This is a genomic window from Paenibacillus sp. GCM10027627 (assembly GCF_042675505.1).
Lineage (GTDB): Bacteria > Bacillota > Bacilli > Paenibacillales > Paenibacillaceae > Pristimantibacillus.
In genome coordinates, this window is sequence record NZ_JBHTHB010000003.1 from 596432 (window position 1) to 615905 (window position 19474).

The window sequence follows — 19474 nt, forward strand, 5'->3', positions numbered from 1 at the left end:
TGTTGTCAGCCATATTTACTTTTGGAATAACCCCCCGCTTTCGTTTCGGTTATTTCCCGTTATCTTTGTCCATTAACGTCTGCAGCTCTTGATTGGCTTGATCGGCTGCCGCTTTAATGTCTTCGCCGCTAATCGCCTTTTGTACGATTGAGCCTATAATATCGCGAGCTTCAGTCACGCTTTTGATTTGCGGCAAGGAGTGATCGACTCCGCCCTTCTGCGTTTCTCTTGTCACTTCCGCGAGCTGCTGTGGATAAGCGGTAATGCCTTCCGGGTCTCCCCACACGGATAATCGTGGGCCTGGATTCCCTTTTTTCTGCGTAGCGAGTACAATCTCTTTGCTCGTAGCCCATTGCATGAATTCCCATGCTGCATCTTTCACCTCCGACTTGGCATTCATCGCTATCCCCCACGAGGTAATGTTAAAAGGCTGGGAGCCCGCACTGCCGGCTGGGAACTGAGCGTATCCCACTTTATCGGCTATCGTCGATTTCTCAGGATCAATCGCATTTTGATAAATTGAATTGGCATCTGCAAAGAAAGCGACTTTACCTTGTGCAAATATACCGATGGCTTGCGGCCAAGACATATTCAACACTCCTGGCGGTGCAAAATCTTTCAGCAAATTAGCGTAAGTCGTCATCCCTTTAATCGCTTCAGGCGTATTGACGGTAGCCTTGTCGCCGCTCGTGAAATCGCCGCCTTCGGAATAAATAAACGAGGAGATTTGCCCGACTAACGGAGAGCGCTGGCCGCGAGAAACGAAACCGTACATTTCATTTTTGGGATCATGCAGCTTCTTAGCCGCTTCTTTTAACTCATCCATCGTCTTCGGTACTGGAATATTAGCCTGCTCGAGCAGGTCCTTGCGGTAGTAGAGAATATGCTGTTCCGTTATAATCGGAATGCCTGCCAGTTTGCCGTCGACAGTAGTCGAGCTGATGGATGTTTTCGAGAAGTCGGCTAAATCGTAGCTCGCATCTCTTTTCGCAAACTCGTCTACAGCTTGAACCCAGCCATTTTGATAAAAGAGTTTAATATCCTGCATCGGGCGGAACATGAACACATCCGGAGTATTAGAGCCTGCGGTGAATTGTACAGTGAGCTTTTGGGTGAGCTGATCTTCGAAGAAGCTTTGGATGTCTACCTTGATCCCCGTTTTTTCTTCAAATTGTGGAACCAACGTTTTGATGGCGTCTCCCCAAGGATGGTTGGCTGTAATAATAGAAAGCTTCTGACCTTCGAACGGTTTGGTGCTCGCGCTTGGTGCGTCGGTAGTTCCTGTCGATGGTTTAGCAGGCTCCGACGTGCTGCAAGCGCTCAATAGCGCAGCTGTCATCACGGCTACAATTGCGGGGCTTATTATCCTTCTGAAAGACAACTTCATGAGTAGATCCCTCCCATTTATCATTGAACTCGGTATCTCGAAAGCGCTGTCAAGTAATGCCCTCTTGCTGTATGTCTAGCGTAATGGATTTCGTCCCCAGTGGATATAACGCAGATTCAACATTGATAACTGAGGATGAATGGATGAGATGGGTGTTAATGAGATGGATGGGCCATTTCCGTATGTCGGTAAGTAAATAAATTTTGTTCTCTGAAAGTCAAAAAGCCCGCCTCCAAGGTTAGTCTTCTTGGTAGACAAGCTTAACAACAGAAACAAGCGAAAATGAAGGGATTCAAAACTATAGTAAGGCAATCCTATTTTATTTAGATAAATTAGATCGGTTATCGGATTGAAGTGATTGGAAGCTTGTTCATGGGGAAATTAACTTCCTAAAACACCCTTATAAACTCCTTTCGGGGCAGTTGGCACCCTAACCAAACACCATATCCATATACGTTCTAGTCGACAAAAGAATCAATTAAACACCTCTTAAATAGCTAAACGGCACTAGATACATATGGAAATCGTTTATGTTAAAATGACGACGAAACATATATTTACAATTTTATAAGAGAAATGGAGGGTAGTTAAGGCGTTCGTTGTGAGCTAAATTAAAAAGGAGCGTGACAAAGATGAAAAAAGTGTGGTTTTCTACGTTGTTAAGCTGTGCGTTACTGCTATCGGTTGTGCCAATATCAGCAGCAGCGCCAGTTGCGAATGTTGCACCTAGTTTTCCTTGGTATACCGCTGAAACAAAAAGCATTACCGGCGGGGGACAGCTAATCGTCGATGTTACTGGAAGTACTCATTACAGCTCTAGTTTTATATGGTGGGGAGTCGAAATTAAAAATAGCAGTGGACAAATTGTTTTCGAGTCCAATAATATGTTAGACAGATACACTGTACCGAGCCTCCCTTATGGTACGTATACGGTTGTCGTTTTAGCTCATGCTTTTACTACGATTCATACTCTCGATACAGCATTTCTCCCATAATTTTTAGTTTGATATATGTAAGTGCTGAGATCGTATGCCGTCAAGCAACGATCTCAGCACTTTTTTTGATTAAATAGTTTATAAGTTAGTAGACTGCTACCCCTCGACCAGTTGAAGAGCACGATACAGGAACGTCGCCGCTTCCGCTCTGCTGGTCATCCTCTTCGGCATCATATAGCCGTCGGAGCCCGCGGCCAGCCCAAGCTCAAGCATCGCTGCCACGCTATCTTCAGCATATGGCTCGATCTGGCTCAGATCACTGTAGCCTTCAAGCGATGAACCGGATGCAGACGGCTTGATGGCGCCAGTCTTTTGCAGCGCTCGAATTAGCATAACCATAGCGTCTTGGCGGCTGATCGGATCGCGAGGGGCGAAATGGACCTCATTCACTCCAGATACAATGCCCAGTTGCTTGGCGATAGAAACCGCATCGTAATAATAATCCTTCGGCTGCACATCTGTGAAAGTCGAGGTAATATCGGCGCGAAGGTCAAGCATGTTCACCACCATCAGAGCAAAATCCGCACGCGTTACCGGGCTTGCAGGGCTGAAGGTGCCGTTTTCGATCGAAGTGCCTTTGACGACCCCTCTTTCAGCCAACTCCTCAATGGCCTCGCGCGCCCATTCATGCTTGCCCAAATCGGTGAACGCAGCTGGCTTTGTTCCGCCGACGGCATAGACGCCGACATGGTCAATGGAGAACCGCAGCACACCCTTGTCTTGATCATAAGATGCGCCTTGGATTGCCGCTGCGCGACCTCCCGTCGTCAACTCGTAGGCTTGCAGCTTAGCCGCCTGCTCTCCCGCCTTCAGTGAATACGGAATCGCAATTGGGATAGGCGCCTTCGAATTGCTCCACGCCAAAGACTTCCCGTCCAGTTGCAGCGCAACTTGCACGATCGGCCTGTTTCCGATACGGCCTGCCGCTTCATTACCGCGATACTCGCCCGATTGATCGCTTACTGTAACGAGCAGCTTCCCGGCATTCGCCTTCATTCCAGCCAGCATGTCGCCGGCCAAAATAAGCTGGGCGTATGGCGTGGTAACATGCAGGATCAAATTAGAATGATCCATCATCCGGGACGCGGGAAGTTCCAGCGCATAACTGCCTGCCGCATTCGACGGCTTCAATTCAATATGAACATGTTTGTCGCCGTTGCTGTCGGCCGATGACTTGCTAATGCCGTTGTTCAGATCCGACGCTCCGACCGAAGCTACAGCCTGTTTGCCATCCAGCGTAGGGACGAGAACGGCTTTGACTGATCCGTCCGCTTGCGAGGTAAACGGATTCGGTGTCGGACTGCCTCCTGCACCGCTGCCTCCATTGCCCCCGCCGTTGGAAGGCGGCTTACGATATTCGAAAGTTGTCCGTTCGGGTGTCGTCATGTCATCGGTTTCGAGCTCGACTGTATAAAGTCCCTCCGCTTCTCCGTTAAGCGTAAACTCGATCCGGAAGCTTCCATCATCCCCGGCGTTCGTCTGGCCGGCATATTGAATGCTGCCGCTCGGGTCGAGCACTTTGACATACAAATGTTCCTTCTTGCCGTTCATAACGAGCCCGTCGATGGCGACCTTTTTCGTAGCGGCATCCGCGGCGGCTCGTATGCCGTCCAGCGTCTTAAGCTCTTGCTCCAGGGCAAGATCGTACACGCCGAATTCATAAAAGGAATAACCGTAGAACGTTGCCCGATTCAGTCCCTCAAGCTTAATATATCGTGCCGTCGTTGCCGGGAATACTAGCGTGTTTTTGCCATCGGCCGCTTTAACCACGCCATTGTTGCCGACGCTCAAGGGACGCCAACTCTGCTTATCTTCCGAGACGGTTAGACGGTATTGGTCCGCTCGCGCATATTCCCAATCCATACGAATGGTATCGAAGGTTTGCAGACCCCCCAGATCGACCTGGAACCATGCCGTCTCCCGCACCTCACTCGCCCAGCGAGTAGCCGGTGCTCCGTCCAGCGCTTTCGCCGCCTCCAAACCTGTCGCTTCCACTGAGGAAGCCTCTGCATGTTTGTCTTCAGCGATGCTTCCAATCTCGAAATAAACGCCTTCCTTCATCGCCGTATAAGCTCCCTCCGATACAAACCCAAGGCTTTTGGCCTCTTCCAGCTTCGCATTGAATGCCTTCAAATACCGCTTGGCTTGCTCAGGATCGCTCTCTTGCGTACGCCCCATCATAATCAAAGCGTTGCGCATAGCGCGGTTCGTGTCGGCATGGCTCAGCTGATTATTGCCTGCGTACTTGTCAACAAGAGCAAGCAAGCCGTCGGCGCCTAAGCGAGCTTCGATCACAAACTTAACCGTCTTGGATTTGGCGGCCGCCACCGTCAACTCCAAGACATGCTTGCCCGGCTTGCCCGTTAGATCCACTACAGTTCCTTGTGTATAAGGCTTACCATCATACTTGGCCGTTACTTTGACAATCCCGCTTCCGTTATCTTCCGGAACAGTCCAGGTAAAGGCGGCCTGGGTCGTATCGGGCACAATCGAATGCTCCGAGATCGGCTGCCCGTTCATGAGCGCGACAACGTCGGGCGGAGCGGCGTCTTGCTTTTGATAAGTGCCTTTCGCGAATTGATACAGCCAATCGTAGAGCACTCGGGTAGCGGGGTCCGCGCTTTTCGCCGCGTTGTAAACGGCGTTGTTGCCCTGATAATAGGCTTTATACCCTTGCTGCATCAGCCCTGTATCCACTCCGCTGTTCAAATACTCAATGAACCGCTCGCGAAAAACGGCGTCGTTGATCATTCGGTCGTCGAATTCCAGCTCCAGCGACATTCCGTACCGTTTCGCCATATCTGCCGTATCTTCAAGACGCGAGGGGTTTAGTTCTTCGAAAAAATAATTCGGCTGAAGAGATACGGCATCAATGCCGACATCCTTCCACATGAATGCCTTATAGGCTAGGAAATGAGGAATCCAGAACATCTTCAGGCCAGCGTTATGAACGATGTCGCTTGCTCTCTTGACCATTTCCGGGCCGGTGGCATGAGTGCTGATTTGTTCTTCCAGCCAGTACATTCCGACAAGTTCTAGGTTTGAGTAATTAGCAGCCGTCCATCTGGCCTGCACTTCATCCATCCACCACTGAATCGCTTTTGTCCGATTGTCCAGCGATACAGCATTGCCGACCGCGCTCACATTGAAGTTCAGATTTTCACCGTTAATGCTGCCGAAGTCGGACTGATATTCACCCGGCTCCGGAATCATCAAAACAACCTTCGTCTTATGGTTAGGCTGGCCAAGCTTCGCTCCCGTCTCAACCGTCGCTTCGTTCAACGCGCTCATATCGCCGCCGACGTTAAACGTTTTATTCAAATACCATTCCCATTCCGCTTTTCTAGCTTTGCCGGGCGCTTCAGTCGCACCGAAGCCTCTGCCGTTCTCCGACGTCAGCCCCAGATACAGCACGCCGTCGAACAGCCAATCCACAGGCTCACCCTGTTTGTTCACATAGCTAATATTAGGGATAACCCGCTCCTTCGTCCAAGTTCCTGTGCCGTCCGCATAATGTCCGTTATACAACAAGCCCAGGTTTTGAATCCCGCCAGTAGCATCCCCTGTTTGCTGAAGCGCATAAGGCTCGGGCGGCACCGTCTGAGCTCCGGCGATCAAACCGTCCGCGCCGGTAATCGTCACTTCGTCAATCATGCTCCATGCCTTTGAATGCATGGAGAACACCACTTTTACATACCGGGCGTACACTAGTCCTTCCGCATAATCGCCTCGCTTGACGACTCCCGTCTCCGCGCTGCCGTCCCATTTATACGTCTCCATGTTGGTCTGGTCGCCCCATAACAATTTAGTCGCATTGTGGGACAATACGCCCCAGTTCGCCCCATCGTCCGACACGTAAAAAGAAACGGTAAGCGGTACGAGCGTATCCTTGTCCGGCCAATCGTGCAGGAAGCGGGCGCTCACCTGTTGGACTGTCTTTTTAGCGCCTAGATCAAATACAACCGAACGGGATTTATTGTTGCGGTGGCCCACCCAGTTGCCGCTGTCGCGCGACGGATCAGCAGCATTGCCGTCTGTCAGCTTCGTCCCGTCGTCCGGGAAAGCGTCTTCCGGCTGTTCCGCCCAAACATACGGTTTCCCTTGAGCCAGATTATAGAATCCATTGCTTTCTAAGACCGGCTCCTCGGCATAAACGGACGATATTAACGATAACAGCATAACCGGGACAAGCAGCAAAGCGGTCAAACTTCGTCTTATTTTCATCTAAGCTCACGCTCTCTTTCTATGCAAAGTTAGTTTTACTTCTGCCCGTTCAGCTTCTCAAGCGCGTCCACCATATTCAAAATGACAACCACAGCCTCTGCTCGCGTCGCCGATACGGCCGGCGCAAATCGGTTGTCCCCTTGCCCGTTCATGACCCCCGCCATCTGAGCTGCCGCCACATAAGGCCTCGCCCAAGCTGGAATTTGATCCGCGTCGGCATACGTTAGTTCAAGCCCTTCCGCAGGCTTCACACCCAAGCCGCGTACGATTATGGCAGCCATCTCCGCGCGGCTGATCGAAGCTTTCGGACGAAAAGTTCCATCCACATAACCGCTGAGCAGACCGGATTCCAAGGCTTGAGCAATATGCGGCTTCGCCCAGGCTGGTATCGTGCCTGCGTCCGCGAAGGTCAGCGAATGATCGGCTCCTTGCAGCTTCAAAGCTTTGACTAGCATGACGATGAATTCGTCTCTGCTAACCGCCCGATATGGCTTGAACGACCCGTCCGTATAGCCGGCTACAAATCCAAGCTTGACGGCCCGCTTAATCGAAGCTTCGGCCCAATGGCTTGCAATATCGTTTAGTCGGACCGTCGTCGATCCGCCGGGCTCTGCTCCGTTGCCGCCGCCTTCTTCTGCGCCGCCCGGATTTGAACCGCCGTTTTGCCCCTCTCCCGGGCTTGGAATATCCGGATTCGGAACCCATACACCGCCGCCGGATAGCGCTTTGATTTTGACCTTGAACGTTTTCTCCGCAGTAGCGGCTCCTTTACTGATCGTCGCAGTCAGCACAACCTCCATGTCGCTCGCCCCGCTTGGCGGACGTTTCAACAACTGTCCGTTGGCATTCAAATAATCGGGCTTCGAGCTGCTCCAAACGATACGCGTGCCTAGCTGTCCTTTCTGCGGAAGATAGAGATTCGATGCAATGCTTCCGTTCACGTTAAGCTCGATCAGGTCCATCACATCTTCGATGGTAAGACGATCGCGCGCAAGGCTCAGTCCATCATAGGCCTGTTCGGCTTCCGTTCGGGCCAGCTGAGTGTTCTGAATGGCCGCAATCGCTTGCCTCATCGCTTGTTGAAGCTGTGCCCAGCCCTCCGGGGAGTATTTTGTTTCCACGAGCTTATCGGCCTCGATAGTCGTCAACAGATCGATAATCGGCCGTTTGTTGCCCAGCTTATATTGCTCGCCGTACACTTCAAATTCCTCAAAGGAATATCCGAACATGGTGGCTCTGGATACGCCCTCGAATTTCACATATCTGGCCGGCATTTTGGAGAAGGTCGTAACGACACGTCCCTGCTTGCCGTTAATCTCGCCGTTGTTGTCCTTCACAACGTTCGTCCAATTCACCTTGTCCTCAGATACGTAAATGCGATATTTCGATCCGTAAGCGGTTTGCCACAAAATAGATACCGTATCAATGTTTTTCACTTCGCCCAAATCCACCGTGAACCAAGCATCGTCCACCCAATCACTGGACCATCTCGTATCCCCTCTGCCATCTATCGCTTTGTCCGCCGTGTAGGACGACGATTCCGGCTGCGACGATTCAGCTTGCTTTAGCAAAGCCAAGTTTCCATGCAAGTCCATGTAGGTGTTCCATACTGTGAACTCGTCAATCAAGCCTTTGAAAGCTTGCGCTGAGCTGCCGAGCCTCGCGACGGGCAAAACGAACGTTTCCAGCTTAGAACCATCCTTTAAAGTAGCCGAATACTCGCTGCCGTTAATAAAGATGGAGGTTCCTGTGTCGTCGCCGGTCATAACCACATGCGTCCAACGGTCGGTCGGCAGCCTGTAATTGAATTCGCTTACATAATTTTCTTTTGTGATTGCTATTTTACCGCTGCCCCCGATGTTGTATTTCAACTGTCCGTCCGGAGACTCCAACAGTACGGCCCCTTGCGGATTGTCGGCATCCGGCTTGATCCACATGGACATCGTCCACCCAAACCCGACCGTGCGAAGCGGTGTTTCCACGTAGCTAGCCCCGCCGTTTAGTCTCACGGCTTGACCGAAAACTCCCTTTTCCGCGCTTGCATTCACCGCGTTGCCGTCAAAGCCGTTGCCTGAAGCGTCCCCGAAGCCTTCGTCGAATGTATAATCCAGCACCATATGACGCTCATTGCCGACTTGGAGCTTATGGGACAGATGAACATTGGGCGGGTCCACGTACTTTGCTGCATCCGCCTGGAAGCTTGCGAAGTTGTGGTCAATGCGGTTGCCTCTCCACAGTTTCTCCGCCAACGCTTGCATAGATGGCAAAATTCGCTGATGCGAATCCGCCATGGAGACGCCTTTTTCTACGGACACATCGTTCCAAAGCGCAAACATGCTGCCTTTTACTTGCGGGTGCGCATAAGGAAGCTTAGTCTCCAGCCAATCGTTAGGCTCCCATTCGTTGTAAATGAAATCATAATTCAAGTAGTTGCGATATAATTGCGGAACGATATACAGTAAATTCGTGTTGGTGTTAATAATGTCGTAGCCGAGTTCTATAGCCTGCTTGGCGCTTCCGTACGGCTCATACCAGATGTCCATCGTCGCATTGCTGCTGACCGGCGTCGTACCTTCGTATGCGGAAAGACTGCCCCACAGACGGGCGCGCTTGCCTTTTCCGTTAATATGATTAAGAAGTAAATCCGTGTACTTGCGGAATGCCTCCTTATCGCTGCCGAAATATTCATCCGTGCCGACATGTACGTCCGGGCCGACGAAGGTTGGATTGCTGCCGTCCAAATATTCGTCAAAAAGAGCCTTTATAAATTCAATGGTCTCCGGACGATTGATATTTAGCTGATTACGGCTTCCTAACTGGGGATCGTAGGCGATAAAAGCACCGGAATGACCCGGCGTATCGATTTCCGGCACGACGTTTACGCCGTATTCCATCCCAAGCAGCTGCAGCTCTCTGAATTGCTGCTTTGTGTAGAAGCCGTCCTTGCTCGTCACTCCCGGAAATTTCTCGCTCTCCAGCCGGAAGTAGCCGACATCGCCGACATCATCGTTTAAATGAATCTGGAATCGGTTCATCTTATAGTAGGACATCAGCTTGACGTAGTCCCGCAAAAACTCGATTGTATAAAACTTCCGGCCCACATCGAGCATAAAGCCCCGATCCGGGTATTTCGGATAATCGCGCGATTGCCCTTGGGGCATCGTCTTATGATCAGCAGCGTGACCGAGCAGCTGTAAAATCGTTCTTGTGCCGAACATGACTCCCGTTTGATCGGAAGCAGCAACGGAAGCATATTCGCCGATATTCAGTCCATAACCCTCCGCTCCCAATCTCGCTTGCGCGGCATCCAGCGCCAAATAGATGTCTCCTGCCCCAGGAGAGCCGACCGTCACCGCCAGCGACAACCCCGTTAAATCAAGCACGTCCTGCTGCAAAATGTCGGCTGTCCCCCCAAGAGCCGCTTCATCCTCCGTGCGAATAACTATTTTTGAACTCTCCGTCAGGCGGAAATCGCCGGTTGCGCCCAACCATTCTCTCAAAGAAGGAATGACGCGCGGTTCAGGATTCCGGTCGCTCGTCTGCTTATAAAGGCCAGGCACAGTAACAAGCGCATTATCCGTTAGTTGATAGGCGGGATCGCTGTCGCTCTTAATTTGCAGCAGCAACTGAATTTGAGTATCGACAAGCGGCGAATGGATATTGCCCTGCGCATCGATGACCGGCAGGCTGTCCGTGTTCACCAGCGTTAGCGTAAAACCGGCTGGCACGGGCGGCAAATTAAGCACAGTGTCTCCTTCCGCTACGACGATGCCGTTTTTGACAGCCTCCATCATCGGCGGCAGCAGCGGTCTGCCTTTGTAAACCTCAAATTCCCAAAAGGAATATCCGTAATAAACGCCTTCAATAGGACGTCGCGTTACTCCTTGGAACTTGACGTATCGCGCCACTGTCGGCTCGAAAACGACCGTATCTTGACCCGGCCCGGAGGCGACGAGCACCCGGTTGTCCGTGAATACGTTCCTCCAGGAAACCGTATCGTCGGATACGAGAACTTGATACTGCTCCGCCGGAGTCTGCCAGTTGACGACCACCCTTCCGATTTCTACAGGTTCGCCCAAATCAACATAGAACCACTGGTCATCCGTTCTTTCCGAAGACCATCGGCTCGCATTTTGGGTACCGCCGTCAACCGCTTTCTCAGGCCCAAAAAAATCTACCTCATTTGACGACGAATAAGCCGTCTTCCCTAGAGCCAAATTGCCTGTTGCTGCGCTCGACCACCTATCCGCAGGAATGGCAATCGCTATGAAAGCGGTAACAAAAAAGATTAAAAAAACAACCCTATGCCTTAAATACACTAAGAACCCCCCTTGAAATTGCGCATAGTTTACCGCACTAGCTTCCACGCTTAGTTGTTGCGGCACTTTCATTATAAGTAGGGGGGCAATCTCTCATCGATATACTTGTGTTTACATTGCATATACAAATGTGGACTTTTGGTCTTGTTCACCTTTATTTCGCTTAAAAAAAAAGAAAGCCGAGCGAAAATCAGTCAACAATTAACTGTTTTTCGTTCGGCTCAGCGATAGGGAATTGTTAATGCTTCACTTAAAAATAGTTCCTAACTCAAATCTCATCTATGATTGTTGATAAATATCAACCACTCGAAAAGTTTGACACACCAGCATTAAGTCATCACTAAAAGTAAGATTGTATAAACCTAATTCCCAAGTGAAAAATTTGACATGCTCTTCATACCAATAGGTATAGCTTAAATCGCCTTCGCCTTCTTTTTTTGCAAAGTCGGCCGTTACTTCATTCATTTTGCAAAGTTCGACGTTGGTGTATTGAATAATAGCTACAGGGTAATTGCTTCCGTCTAATATAATGTCGTATTGTCCCTGTTTCGGCAATTCCTCGTTTTCAAATTCGTATGCACAGTGCGCAGAACAAGTTGCCGTTTTTATGCCATCCACAACAAGCTTCGCTAATTCATCGCCCATTTCTTTAGAGCCATCTCCAAACATCCAAGCGGCAGAAACTCCTAAATGTAGATTTTCCTTTTGAGCATACGACTGCCAATATTGTTCGATTATATTTGTTGCCATGATGTCTTCTCCCTGTTTTGGTCCTCCATGTTTGCCTCCGCCAGCTTCTCGTCCAGCCTCGCCTTCTAATGCAAATGGTGTACATGAGCAAGAATGTTGATTAGCTTGCCAAATGGATCGCGGACATAGAATCTTCGAACACCCCAAGGCTCATCAACAGGCCCATATTCGATCGGAAATCCAGCTCTCTTCATGCCTTCTAATGCAGCATCGACATCATCGACTTCAATCGATAGATCAGGCGTAGACGTTTCCGAGCCGCCCTGTGACGCGAAGCTAATTTGAATTCCCATTTCCTCATTTAAACCATACGTTCTAATCCAACCATGATCCATCATTAAATCAAGGCCAAGTACATCCTGGTAGAAGCATTTAGCTGCATTCATATCCTTCGTATTTATATTGGCGACGATTCGTTTGACCTTCATTACAAACCTCCCAGTCCTAAAGGGATTGTCCTTCAATATAAAATACATTCGACATTTAAGTACGTAATTCTTCTTTTAATGAATCGGAGTTTTAGACAACAGCCTTTTGATAGAACGATCCGCTTCACGCAAAATAATACCTTTGTCAATCGTTTTCATAATCCCGTTCTCCATAACGATTCGACCGTCAACGATAGTCGTTTCTACATCTGCTCTGGTGGCAGAATAAACGATACGTGAAATGGGATCCACATCGTAAGAAGGGTACGTATGGAAGGTATTCAGATTTAAAATAGCGAGGTCCGCTTTTTTGCCTACTTCGATGCTTCCAATCTCATCCCCCATGCCAACCGCTTTTGCCCCGCCTATCGTAGCCATTTTGAAAACGGTTCTTGCATTCATCGCTGTTGGACCATGAATAGGTTTTTGAATGAGTGCCGCTAGTCTCATCTCGTTAAACATATCCAAATTATTGTTGCATGGAGCTCCATCAGCGCCTAAGCTAACCGAGATACCGAGATCCAGCATATCAGGAGTTTCTGCAATGCCAGAAGCGAGCTTCAAGTTGGAGCCGGGACAGTGGCTGACGTGAACGCCTTTTTCGCGAATGATACGTTTCTCTTCAGCGTCCAGCCAAATGCAATGCGCAAGTATCAACCGGTCGTTTGCGAGTCCGAGGTGGTCCAGATAAACGACGTTCCGCATGCCCGTTTCAGCTTGAACGATTGCAATCTCTCCTTGATTTTCCGATGCATGCGTGTGGACTTTGACTTGATAATGTTCGGACAACTTTTGAACTTCGCGAAGCAGTGTTTCAGTACAAGAAATAACAAATCGCGGTGAGAATGCATACTGAATGCGGCCGTTGTCATAGCCGTGCCACTTCTCTAAGAGTTCAACGCTTTGTCTAATGGAATCCGCTGTTTTTTCTTGCAAAGCGAGGGGGACTTCAGCTCCCTTATCCATCATGACCTTCCCGGATAACGCGCGAATGCCGCTTTGTGCGATAGCTTGAAAGGCGAAGTCTGTATGGTGCACCGTCTCCATGTCGACGATCGTTGTTGTTCCGCTTTGCAGCAGTTCTCCAATACCGAGCAAGGCCGAGTAGTAAATGGATTCCTCATCATGAGAAGCCTCTAGAGGCCAAATCCGTTTTTTCAACCAGTCAAGCAGCTCTAAGTCATCGCCTTTTCCGCGAAACAATGTTTGGCACAAATGAATATGGGTTTGGACAAAACCAGGGATGACAGTACGATTCGTAGCATCAAGCACTTTCTCCCCGCTCGTTGGTTCAAGGTGTGAGCCAATCTCAGCTATTCGCCCGTTCACGACTCGAATATCGCCAGTTATAATGTCCTCGTTTGCGTTCATAGTTACGATTTGCGCATTTTTGATAAGCAGATTTGACATGTCTGTTTTTCCCCTTTGTTTGATGAATATAAAAAAACTAGCTACGAATAAAATATGCCGAAAGCACATTTTATTTCGTAGCTAGAAATTTACGGTTTCTAAGTAGAGACCCTTGACCCAATTGTTAAGGATATACGAAAGTTGAATATTCAATTAATTGAATAATAACTTGTGTTAGATAAGTTGTCAATACAGGTTATGTATTTAGGATTTTCAATGAATTTCATCAATTTTGAATGCTGAATTCTATTTTGTGTTATGTATTATGACATATCTTCAAATCCTCTTATCGTAAATGAGTTAGAACTGCTTAGGCATTACCTCTCATCGCACCTGTCGCTTCGTTCGTCACAATCTGGAAAATTTTATTTTCTTTTTATTTTAAAAAAAGATTGAACAAACTGCTTGAACGTTACGTTACGTAAGGTTATATAATGAGGCTACCGGTGATCGAGCTAGCGAAAAAGAACGGAGAGGATCCATGAAACGATATTGGAAGGTCGGTGATTTGGCCAAGCTGACAGGTTTAACGGTGCGCACGCTGCGCTTCTACGACCAAATTGGGCTTTTCTCGCCGTCAGGCGCCACGGAGTCGGGACATCGTCTCTACAACAACGAAGATGTGTCTCGACTCTATCGAATCGTATCGCTAAAAGAATTGGGCCTGTCGCTCGACGAAGTGAAGGCGGCGCTGACGGGCCGCGGAATTGACCCGCTCGAGGTCGTCGGCCTGCAAATGGAGCGGGTGCAGGAGCAAATTCGGCGCCAGCAGAAATTACTAGATCAACTAAGACACGTATCGAAGCTGATGAAAGACAAGGAACAGGTGACGGTCGACGATTTTACCACTTTGCTGCAAGCGATGAAAAATGACTATGAGAAGCCGATTCTGAATCGTCAAAAAAGCTGGGAACAACGCTTTGGCCTGCTGGGGATGTTTTTAGCGGGCGGTGATAACAAAACAAACCATAATAAAGAAGAATCTGAGGAGGATTAAGATCATGAAAGAAAAATTTGTAAACCACGGAACATTCGTCATTGAAAAAACGTATCCGGCATCCAGGGAGCAGGTGTACAAAGCAATGGCTGACGCTGAAGCCAAAGCGCGTTGGTTCACGAAGCCGGAAGTGTTTGAATTCCGGGTAGGCGGACGGGAATTTAGCAGCGGCGAAGCGCCAGACGGTGGGTTATTCACGTTCGACGCGACTTATCAGGAAATTGTTCCGCTCGAACGAATTGTTTATACGTACGTGTTAGACTTTAACAGCGTGCGATTCTCCGTATCCATTACTACGATCGAGCTTGCAGACACGGATGGCGGCACGAAGCTGACCTTTACAGAGCAAGGCACCTTCTTCGATGGGCTCGATGCGGTCGAGAATCGGGAACACGGGTCGAGGGAGCTGCTGGAGCTGCTGGGCAATTCGCTAGCTGTTCAAAGCGAGGAAGCTGTTTCCGCTGAGGATGACGCCGACCTTGTTCCCGGCGAATTGGAGTTTGCCCATGCGCGCTGGTACGACTTCCCAAAGGAAGAGGTTTACAGGGCTTGGGCCCAGCCGGAACTGCTGACGCAGTGGTGGGGACCTAACGGCTTCACGAGCACGTTCAGTGAATTCGACTTCCGCGAAGGCGGCGTCTGGCGGTTTACCTTCCACGGACCGGACGGCAAGGATTATCCGAACGAGAATAAGTTCATCGAGATCGAGCCTGGACAGCGTATTGTGCTGGAGCATCAAGATGTCCATCATGGGTTCCGGTTGACGGCGACATTTAACGAAAAGGGCGGTCGGACGCGTGTCACTTTCCGACAACAGTTCAAAGACGAGAAGGAATTCGAGCAAGTGAAATCTTTTTGCCCGGAATGCAACGAGCAGAACTTGGACCGTCTTCAGGCCGTGCTAGAGGGACAGCGCGTATAGAAACTGCGGCGAAGAATGTCGTGTAAACAGTATCGGCCTAAGAACGTTGGAGCGTTCTTAGGCCGTTTTTGGGGTTGGGGTTGATACATCACTCTAACACATTATTTTCTTTTGACCCATCTGTAACAGGAAAAAAATAGATTTACCCATAAATAAAACCATTGGTAGCCTTGCACAGAAAACAAAGTCCAAGACTACCTCCCCTACGGTTAGCGGACGTTCTCGCAAAAGCTCAACAATCTGCATGCGCGTAGGCTCTGCCAAGGCACCCATGACGTTAGCATTCATGGTTCATCATTGTGGCAATGGATTTAACTCTTTTTTTCTGGTTGATAGGAAAGAATGGCTACACCGGTAGAGGTTGCTTGTACTCTAACAAGCTTCAAGGGTTTTGTATAGCTCTCGTCTTTGAAAAGCCGCTTCCCGCTTCCATGTACGACTGGTTGGATCATAAAATGATATTCATTGATGAGATCATGCTCCATTAAGCAATATCACCTTTGATCATCGTTGCATCCCACGGACCTTCTTCTAAGGTTGTAGAGGCAACATACTTAGGATATCCGTTCATTCTGTCGGCAAAACCCACTTCATCCGTCATCGTTGGCCAAGCTGCTGCCATCCCTTCGTAAGTCACTCTCCCCAATAAAAGAGTGTCGCTGGAAAATAGCAAATCGGTTTGAAATTTTCCTACCTCTTCATTGAAGTAAGGCGCTGTCCAAGCCAGATTGTCCATAAAACCATCCAATGTCACATACATCGATACTTTTACTGTTTTTAATTTATATCCATAAAATATCTAAACATGAATATTCTTGTAAAGGAGTATTTACAATGTTTTGGAGATCCCCTTAAGTCCCCCATTAACGGAGGCGCCCAGCAATGCATACTACGAAATACTTCGAATTGCTTATTTGCCAAATCAAAGCGTATTTGAATTAATTTCTGAGTTTAATAATCCTTTCGCATGACGAAAAGCAAACACCGCGCTCACTTTCACTAGGTGTCCCTTGTTAGACTCCATTCTTGTCCGAAGCTGACTTCCTCATTTAGATTCAACTGCATAAGCTCCAGAAAACAAAAATACCCCGTAATCAGTTGCAATTACAGGGTTCAAGCTATAAGGAGTTTTTATGGTCCACTCCACCGTCAAATACTTTACTTTTATATATATGATTAAAACTAGCTCTTACTATGTTTCCATTTATTCCTTATACTATGTATACTTTCGTTTATCAAAGATAAGTATGGAGGTTGATCATGATGTATGTGCCATCGCATTTTAGGATTGATAATGAAGATCTGATCTATGAAATTATTAAAAAGAACGGATTTGCCACGTTATTTTCCTTCCACGAAGGTGAACCGTTCGCGACTCATATTCCACTTATGCTAGACGAAAACAAGGGATATTTGTACGGTCATTTCGCCCGCCCTAACCCACAATCGCAAGACATTCAAAACCAGACTGTGTTAGCCATCTTCCATGGTCCTCATTGCTATATTTCACCCTCTTGGTATGAATCTAATCACGCTGTACCTACATGGAACTATCTTACCGTACATGCATACGGAAAAATTGAGCTTATTGATGGGATAGAGCTATATGAATCCTTAAGTGAACTCGTCAATAAATATGAAGAGCCCGATAGCTCATACCGCCTCAGCGAGGTTGATGAAGTATTTTTAGCAGGAATGACTAAAGGTATTACTGGTTTTAAAATTAAGATTGATAAAATGGAAGGCAAAGCTAAGCTAAGTCAAAATCACTCGGTTGCACGGAGAAAGCTAGTCATTGAAGAACTCCAGAAATCTAAGGGAGAGAATGAGAGAAGCATTGCTGGCTACATGGAAACTTTGCTTTAGAAAGAACTGCATGAATTCTATATTAACGAGGCATATTTAAAATAGAAAGCGGGTTTGGACGATTCTCTTATTCTTGGTCCTATGTGCCCATGACTCCACACTCGGTGTTTGATGATCTATAGATCACAAAAAAAATCGGCATCCTTCGACCATGTCATCATTAGGCATCATTAGGCTGCCGCTGTTGTCATTCAACTAACTAACGTGTCCCGATAGCTCAATGATCTGAAGAAGTTGTTTCACTCAAGCTATTCCTCAGATATCTCTACGTATTATCTAAACCCAATTTGACGCTGAAATTAGACATTCACCTTGCCTAGGGCGAATATCTTAATGTGGGGAAGTACATTTTAAAAAAATGAGGCGATACACTTGGGATACTTCGTGACTGTGGAACCGGGCGTAAAAGTATTTATAGAGGACATCAATCCTACGGGAAATAAAACGATACTTTTTATTCATGGGTGGCCTCTAAACCATAACCAGTTCGAATATCAGTTCAATTTTCTTCCTAAGCTCGGATATCGTTGTATCGGAATGGACTGGAGAGGATACGGTAATTCGGATAAACCATTTCACGGGTACAATTTCGACAGATTAGCAGATGATGTCCGCATGGTCATCGAGACGTTACAGTTAAGAAACATAACACTGGCCGGACACTCTACCGGAGGCGCGATCTCGATTCGTTATATGGCTCGTTACAAAGGGTATGGGGTATCTAAACTCGTTCTGATCGACGCTGCCTCTCCATCTAGCGTTCCAAAAGAATTTACAAATAAAATCATCGAAGATACAAATCATGACCGACCGCAAATGCTGCAAGACCAAACGAGAATTTTTTTCTTTCAGTATATTTCCGAACCCAAATCCAATTGGTTCGTTTTAATGGGATTACAAGCGGCGAATTGGGCGACTTCCGCCATTATGGTCATGCTTAGAGATGAAAATGTTTACAACGATCTCGGTCAGATCGATGCACCCACATTAATTATTCACGGAATTCATGATAAAGTCGTTCCTTTTACCCAAGCTGAGGAAACAAATAAGCTGATCAAAAATTCGAAGCTAGTCCCGTTCCAATACAGCGGTCATTGCGCTTTTTTAGAGGAGCGAGATAGATTCAACCAATTATTATCTTCTTTTGCATAACGGCTCGGATTATCCGCATCAGCGCTTCTCATAGATATTGTCCGATAATGCCCGATGATCGAGCAGATCTTCCAGCTAGCTTAACGAAGTGGCGGCAGTCTAATACTTTATTTTCTCAGTCTAGAACTTTATTTTTTCTGAAAATTACCTGTCAGTTGATAAAAAAGTGGGGAACTAATTTTGTTGATTTTACTGTGTTTGCCGGGGCACGTGATAAACACGAAAAATAAAAAGACTGGAACCACTAGTTATTACCATATAAAGAAAGTTGGAACCTTCCTCAAATAAGCCCATAATTCCCCATCTTATGCTGGTAATCTAAGGACCGGATAGTATCCTGATATGATAATTCATACAATACATCTACATTTAACCAAAGCCTATTTGGACTTTGAACTGACCGTCCGCTGATCTAATTTCTTTAATAACTTTGTCCCTTTTAACACCGCTTTAGCTGACACGTTCAAAGCATCTTTTGTCCTCAGCTAACGTTCCCCGTTAGCGTAATAAATCTTGCCGAATGGCTCGATGCTCTCATAATCTCCCCCATTCCCTTTCAATATTATCAGACGCTTTTCTTGTTTCCTTACCCATATATTTATAAGCAATTTCTAGTATTTCCCTTTCGTCCCCAAGCCTCTCTAGAATAGTGCAAGACAAAACTTCTTTAACTAATGTGTCCCCCTTTAATTCCATCCTCTCATAAAATTCAAACAATCGTACTAGCAACTCGGTTTCTATATCTTTTCTTAGTAATCGGATTAAATAATCATTTAAGTCACCAAAAAACACATGGTTAAGAACTTCTTTAAATTTTGCTTCGTGTTCAATAAGATTAAGCCTGAATTTTGGGAATTCATTAACAAATATTTTTGAAAGTTCATTAAATTTCAAACCTAACCCACCTTCTTAAAAGTCTAATATCTTGTTCTTTAATGGTGGTTTTATTGCTTCCACCGATTTCTTCTAACATCTTTTTCGCGAAGTTATTAAACTATCCTGCCCGTTAGCTTAATGCCTCAGC

Annotated in this window: 12 protein-coding genes, 1 pseudogene and 1 riboswitch; of the genes and pseudogenes, 5 read left to right on the forward strand and 8 right to left on the reverse strand. The window is 47.4% G+C overall.

Features of this window, described 5'->3' with window-relative positions; translation table 11 throughout:
• Positions 1 to 49: 49 nt before the first annotated feature.
• Positions 50 to 1387: an ABC transporter substrate-binding protein gene (locus ACFQZE_RS14455; protein WP_379358108.1), complete on the reverse strand. Its 1338-nt coding sequence runs from the start codon at positions 1385 to 1387 to the stop codon at positions 50 to 52.
• Between the two features lie 632 nt (positions 1388 to 2019).
• On the opposite strand from ACFQZE_RS14455, the gene ACFQZE_RS14460 reads away from it, so the two are divergent.
• Positions 2020 to 2382: a hypothetical protein gene (locus ACFQZE_RS14460; RefSeq protein ID WP_379358110.1), complete on the forward strand. Its 363-nt coding sequence runs from the start codon at positions 2020 to 2022 to the stop codon at positions 2380 to 2382.
• 96 nt (positions 2383 to 2478) lie between these two features.
• Here the strand turns inward: ACFQZE_RS14460 and ACFQZE_RS14465 are convergent, their stop codons facing one another.
• From ACFQZE_RS14465 to ACFQZE_RS14485, 5 genes are all read right to left on the reverse strand, one after another.
• Positions 2479 to 6606: a DUF4855 domain-containing protein gene (locus tag ACFQZE_RS14465; protein ID WP_379358112.1), complete on the reverse strand. Its 4128-nt coding sequence runs from the start codon at positions 6604 to 6606 to the stop codon at positions 2479 to 2481.
• 35 nt (positions 6607 to 6641) lie between these two features.
• Positions 6642 to 10925: a discoidin domain-containing protein gene (locus tag ACFQZE_RS14470; RefSeq protein ID WP_379358114.1), complete on the reverse strand. Its 4284-nt coding sequence runs from the start codon at positions 10923 to 10925 to the stop codon at positions 6642 to 6644.
• Between the two features lie 279 nt (positions 10926 to 11204).
• Complete coding sequence (locus ACFQZE_RS14475) at positions 11205 to 11675, reverse strand: ASCH domain-containing protein (RefSeq protein WP_379358116.1); 471 nt, start codon at positions 11673 to 11675, stop codon at positions 11205 to 11207.
• Between the two features lie 65 nt (positions 11676 to 11740).
• Positions 11741 to 12103, reverse strand: a complete 363-nt coding sequence (locus ACFQZE_RS14480) for a VOC family protein (protein WP_379358118.1) — start codon at positions 12101 to 12103, stop codon at positions 11741 to 11743.
• 75 nt (positions 12104 to 12178) lie between these two features.
• Positions 12179 to 13513 carry a 5'-deoxyadenosine deaminase gene (locus ACFQZE_RS14485; RefSeq protein WP_379358120.1) on the reverse strand — a complete coding sequence of 445 codons (1335 nt, stop codon included), beginning with the start codon at positions 13511 to 13513 and terminating at the stop codon, positions 12179 to 12181.
• Between the two features lie 58 nt (positions 13514 to 13571).
• Positions 13572 to 13671, reverse strand: a riboswitch (purine riboswitch).
• Positions 13672 to 13994: 323 nt separating this feature from the next.
• Here ACFQZE_RS14485 and ACFQZE_RS14490 point away from each other — a divergent pair.
• Positions 13995 to 14510, forward strand: coding sequence for a MerR family transcriptional regulator (locus tag ACFQZE_RS14490; RefSeq protein ID WP_379358122.1), 516 nt, complete (start codon positions 13995 to 13997; stop codon positions 14508 to 14510).
• A 4-nt stretch (positions 14511 to 14514) separates the two neighbouring features.
• Complete coding sequence (locus ACFQZE_RS14495) at positions 14515 to 15432, forward strand: SRPBCC family protein (RefSeq protein ID WP_379358124.1); 918 nt, start codon at positions 14515 to 14517, stop codon at positions 15430 to 15432.
• 311 nt (positions 15433 to 15743) lie between these two features.
• Here ACFQZE_RS14495 and ACFQZE_RS14500 read toward each other — a convergent pair.
• Positions 15744 to 16168, reverse strand: a pseudogene (locus ACFQZE_RS14500) (dihydrofolate reductase family protein).
• A 527-nt stretch (positions 16169 to 16695) separates the two neighbouring features.
• Between ACFQZE_RS14500 and ACFQZE_RS14505 the strand changes: the two are divergent.
• Both ACFQZE_RS14505 and ACFQZE_RS14510 read left to right on the forward strand, forming a co-directional pair.
• The gene (locus tag ACFQZE_RS14505; protein ID WP_379358239.1) at positions 16696 to 17298 is read left to right on the forward strand and encodes an FMN-binding negative transcriptional regulator; all 603 of its coding nucleotides are present in this window, start codon (positions 16696 to 16698) and stop codon (positions 17296 to 17298) included.
• Positions 17299 to 17670: 372 nt separating this feature from the next.
• Entirely contained in the window at positions 17671 to 18450 is a 780-nt protein-coding gene (locus ACFQZE_RS14510; protein WP_379358126.1) for an alpha/beta fold hydrolase, read from the forward strand.
• 534 nt (positions 18451 to 18984) lie between these two features.
• On the opposite strand, the gene ACFQZE_RS14515 is transcribed toward ACFQZE_RS14510, so the two are convergent.
• On the reverse strand, positions 18985 to 19344 hold the full coding sequence (locus ACFQZE_RS14515; protein WP_379358128.1) for a DUF7674 family protein: 360 nt from the start codon (positions 19342 to 19344) through the stop codon (positions 18985 to 18987).
• Positions 19345 to 19474: the final 130 nt, after the last annotated feature.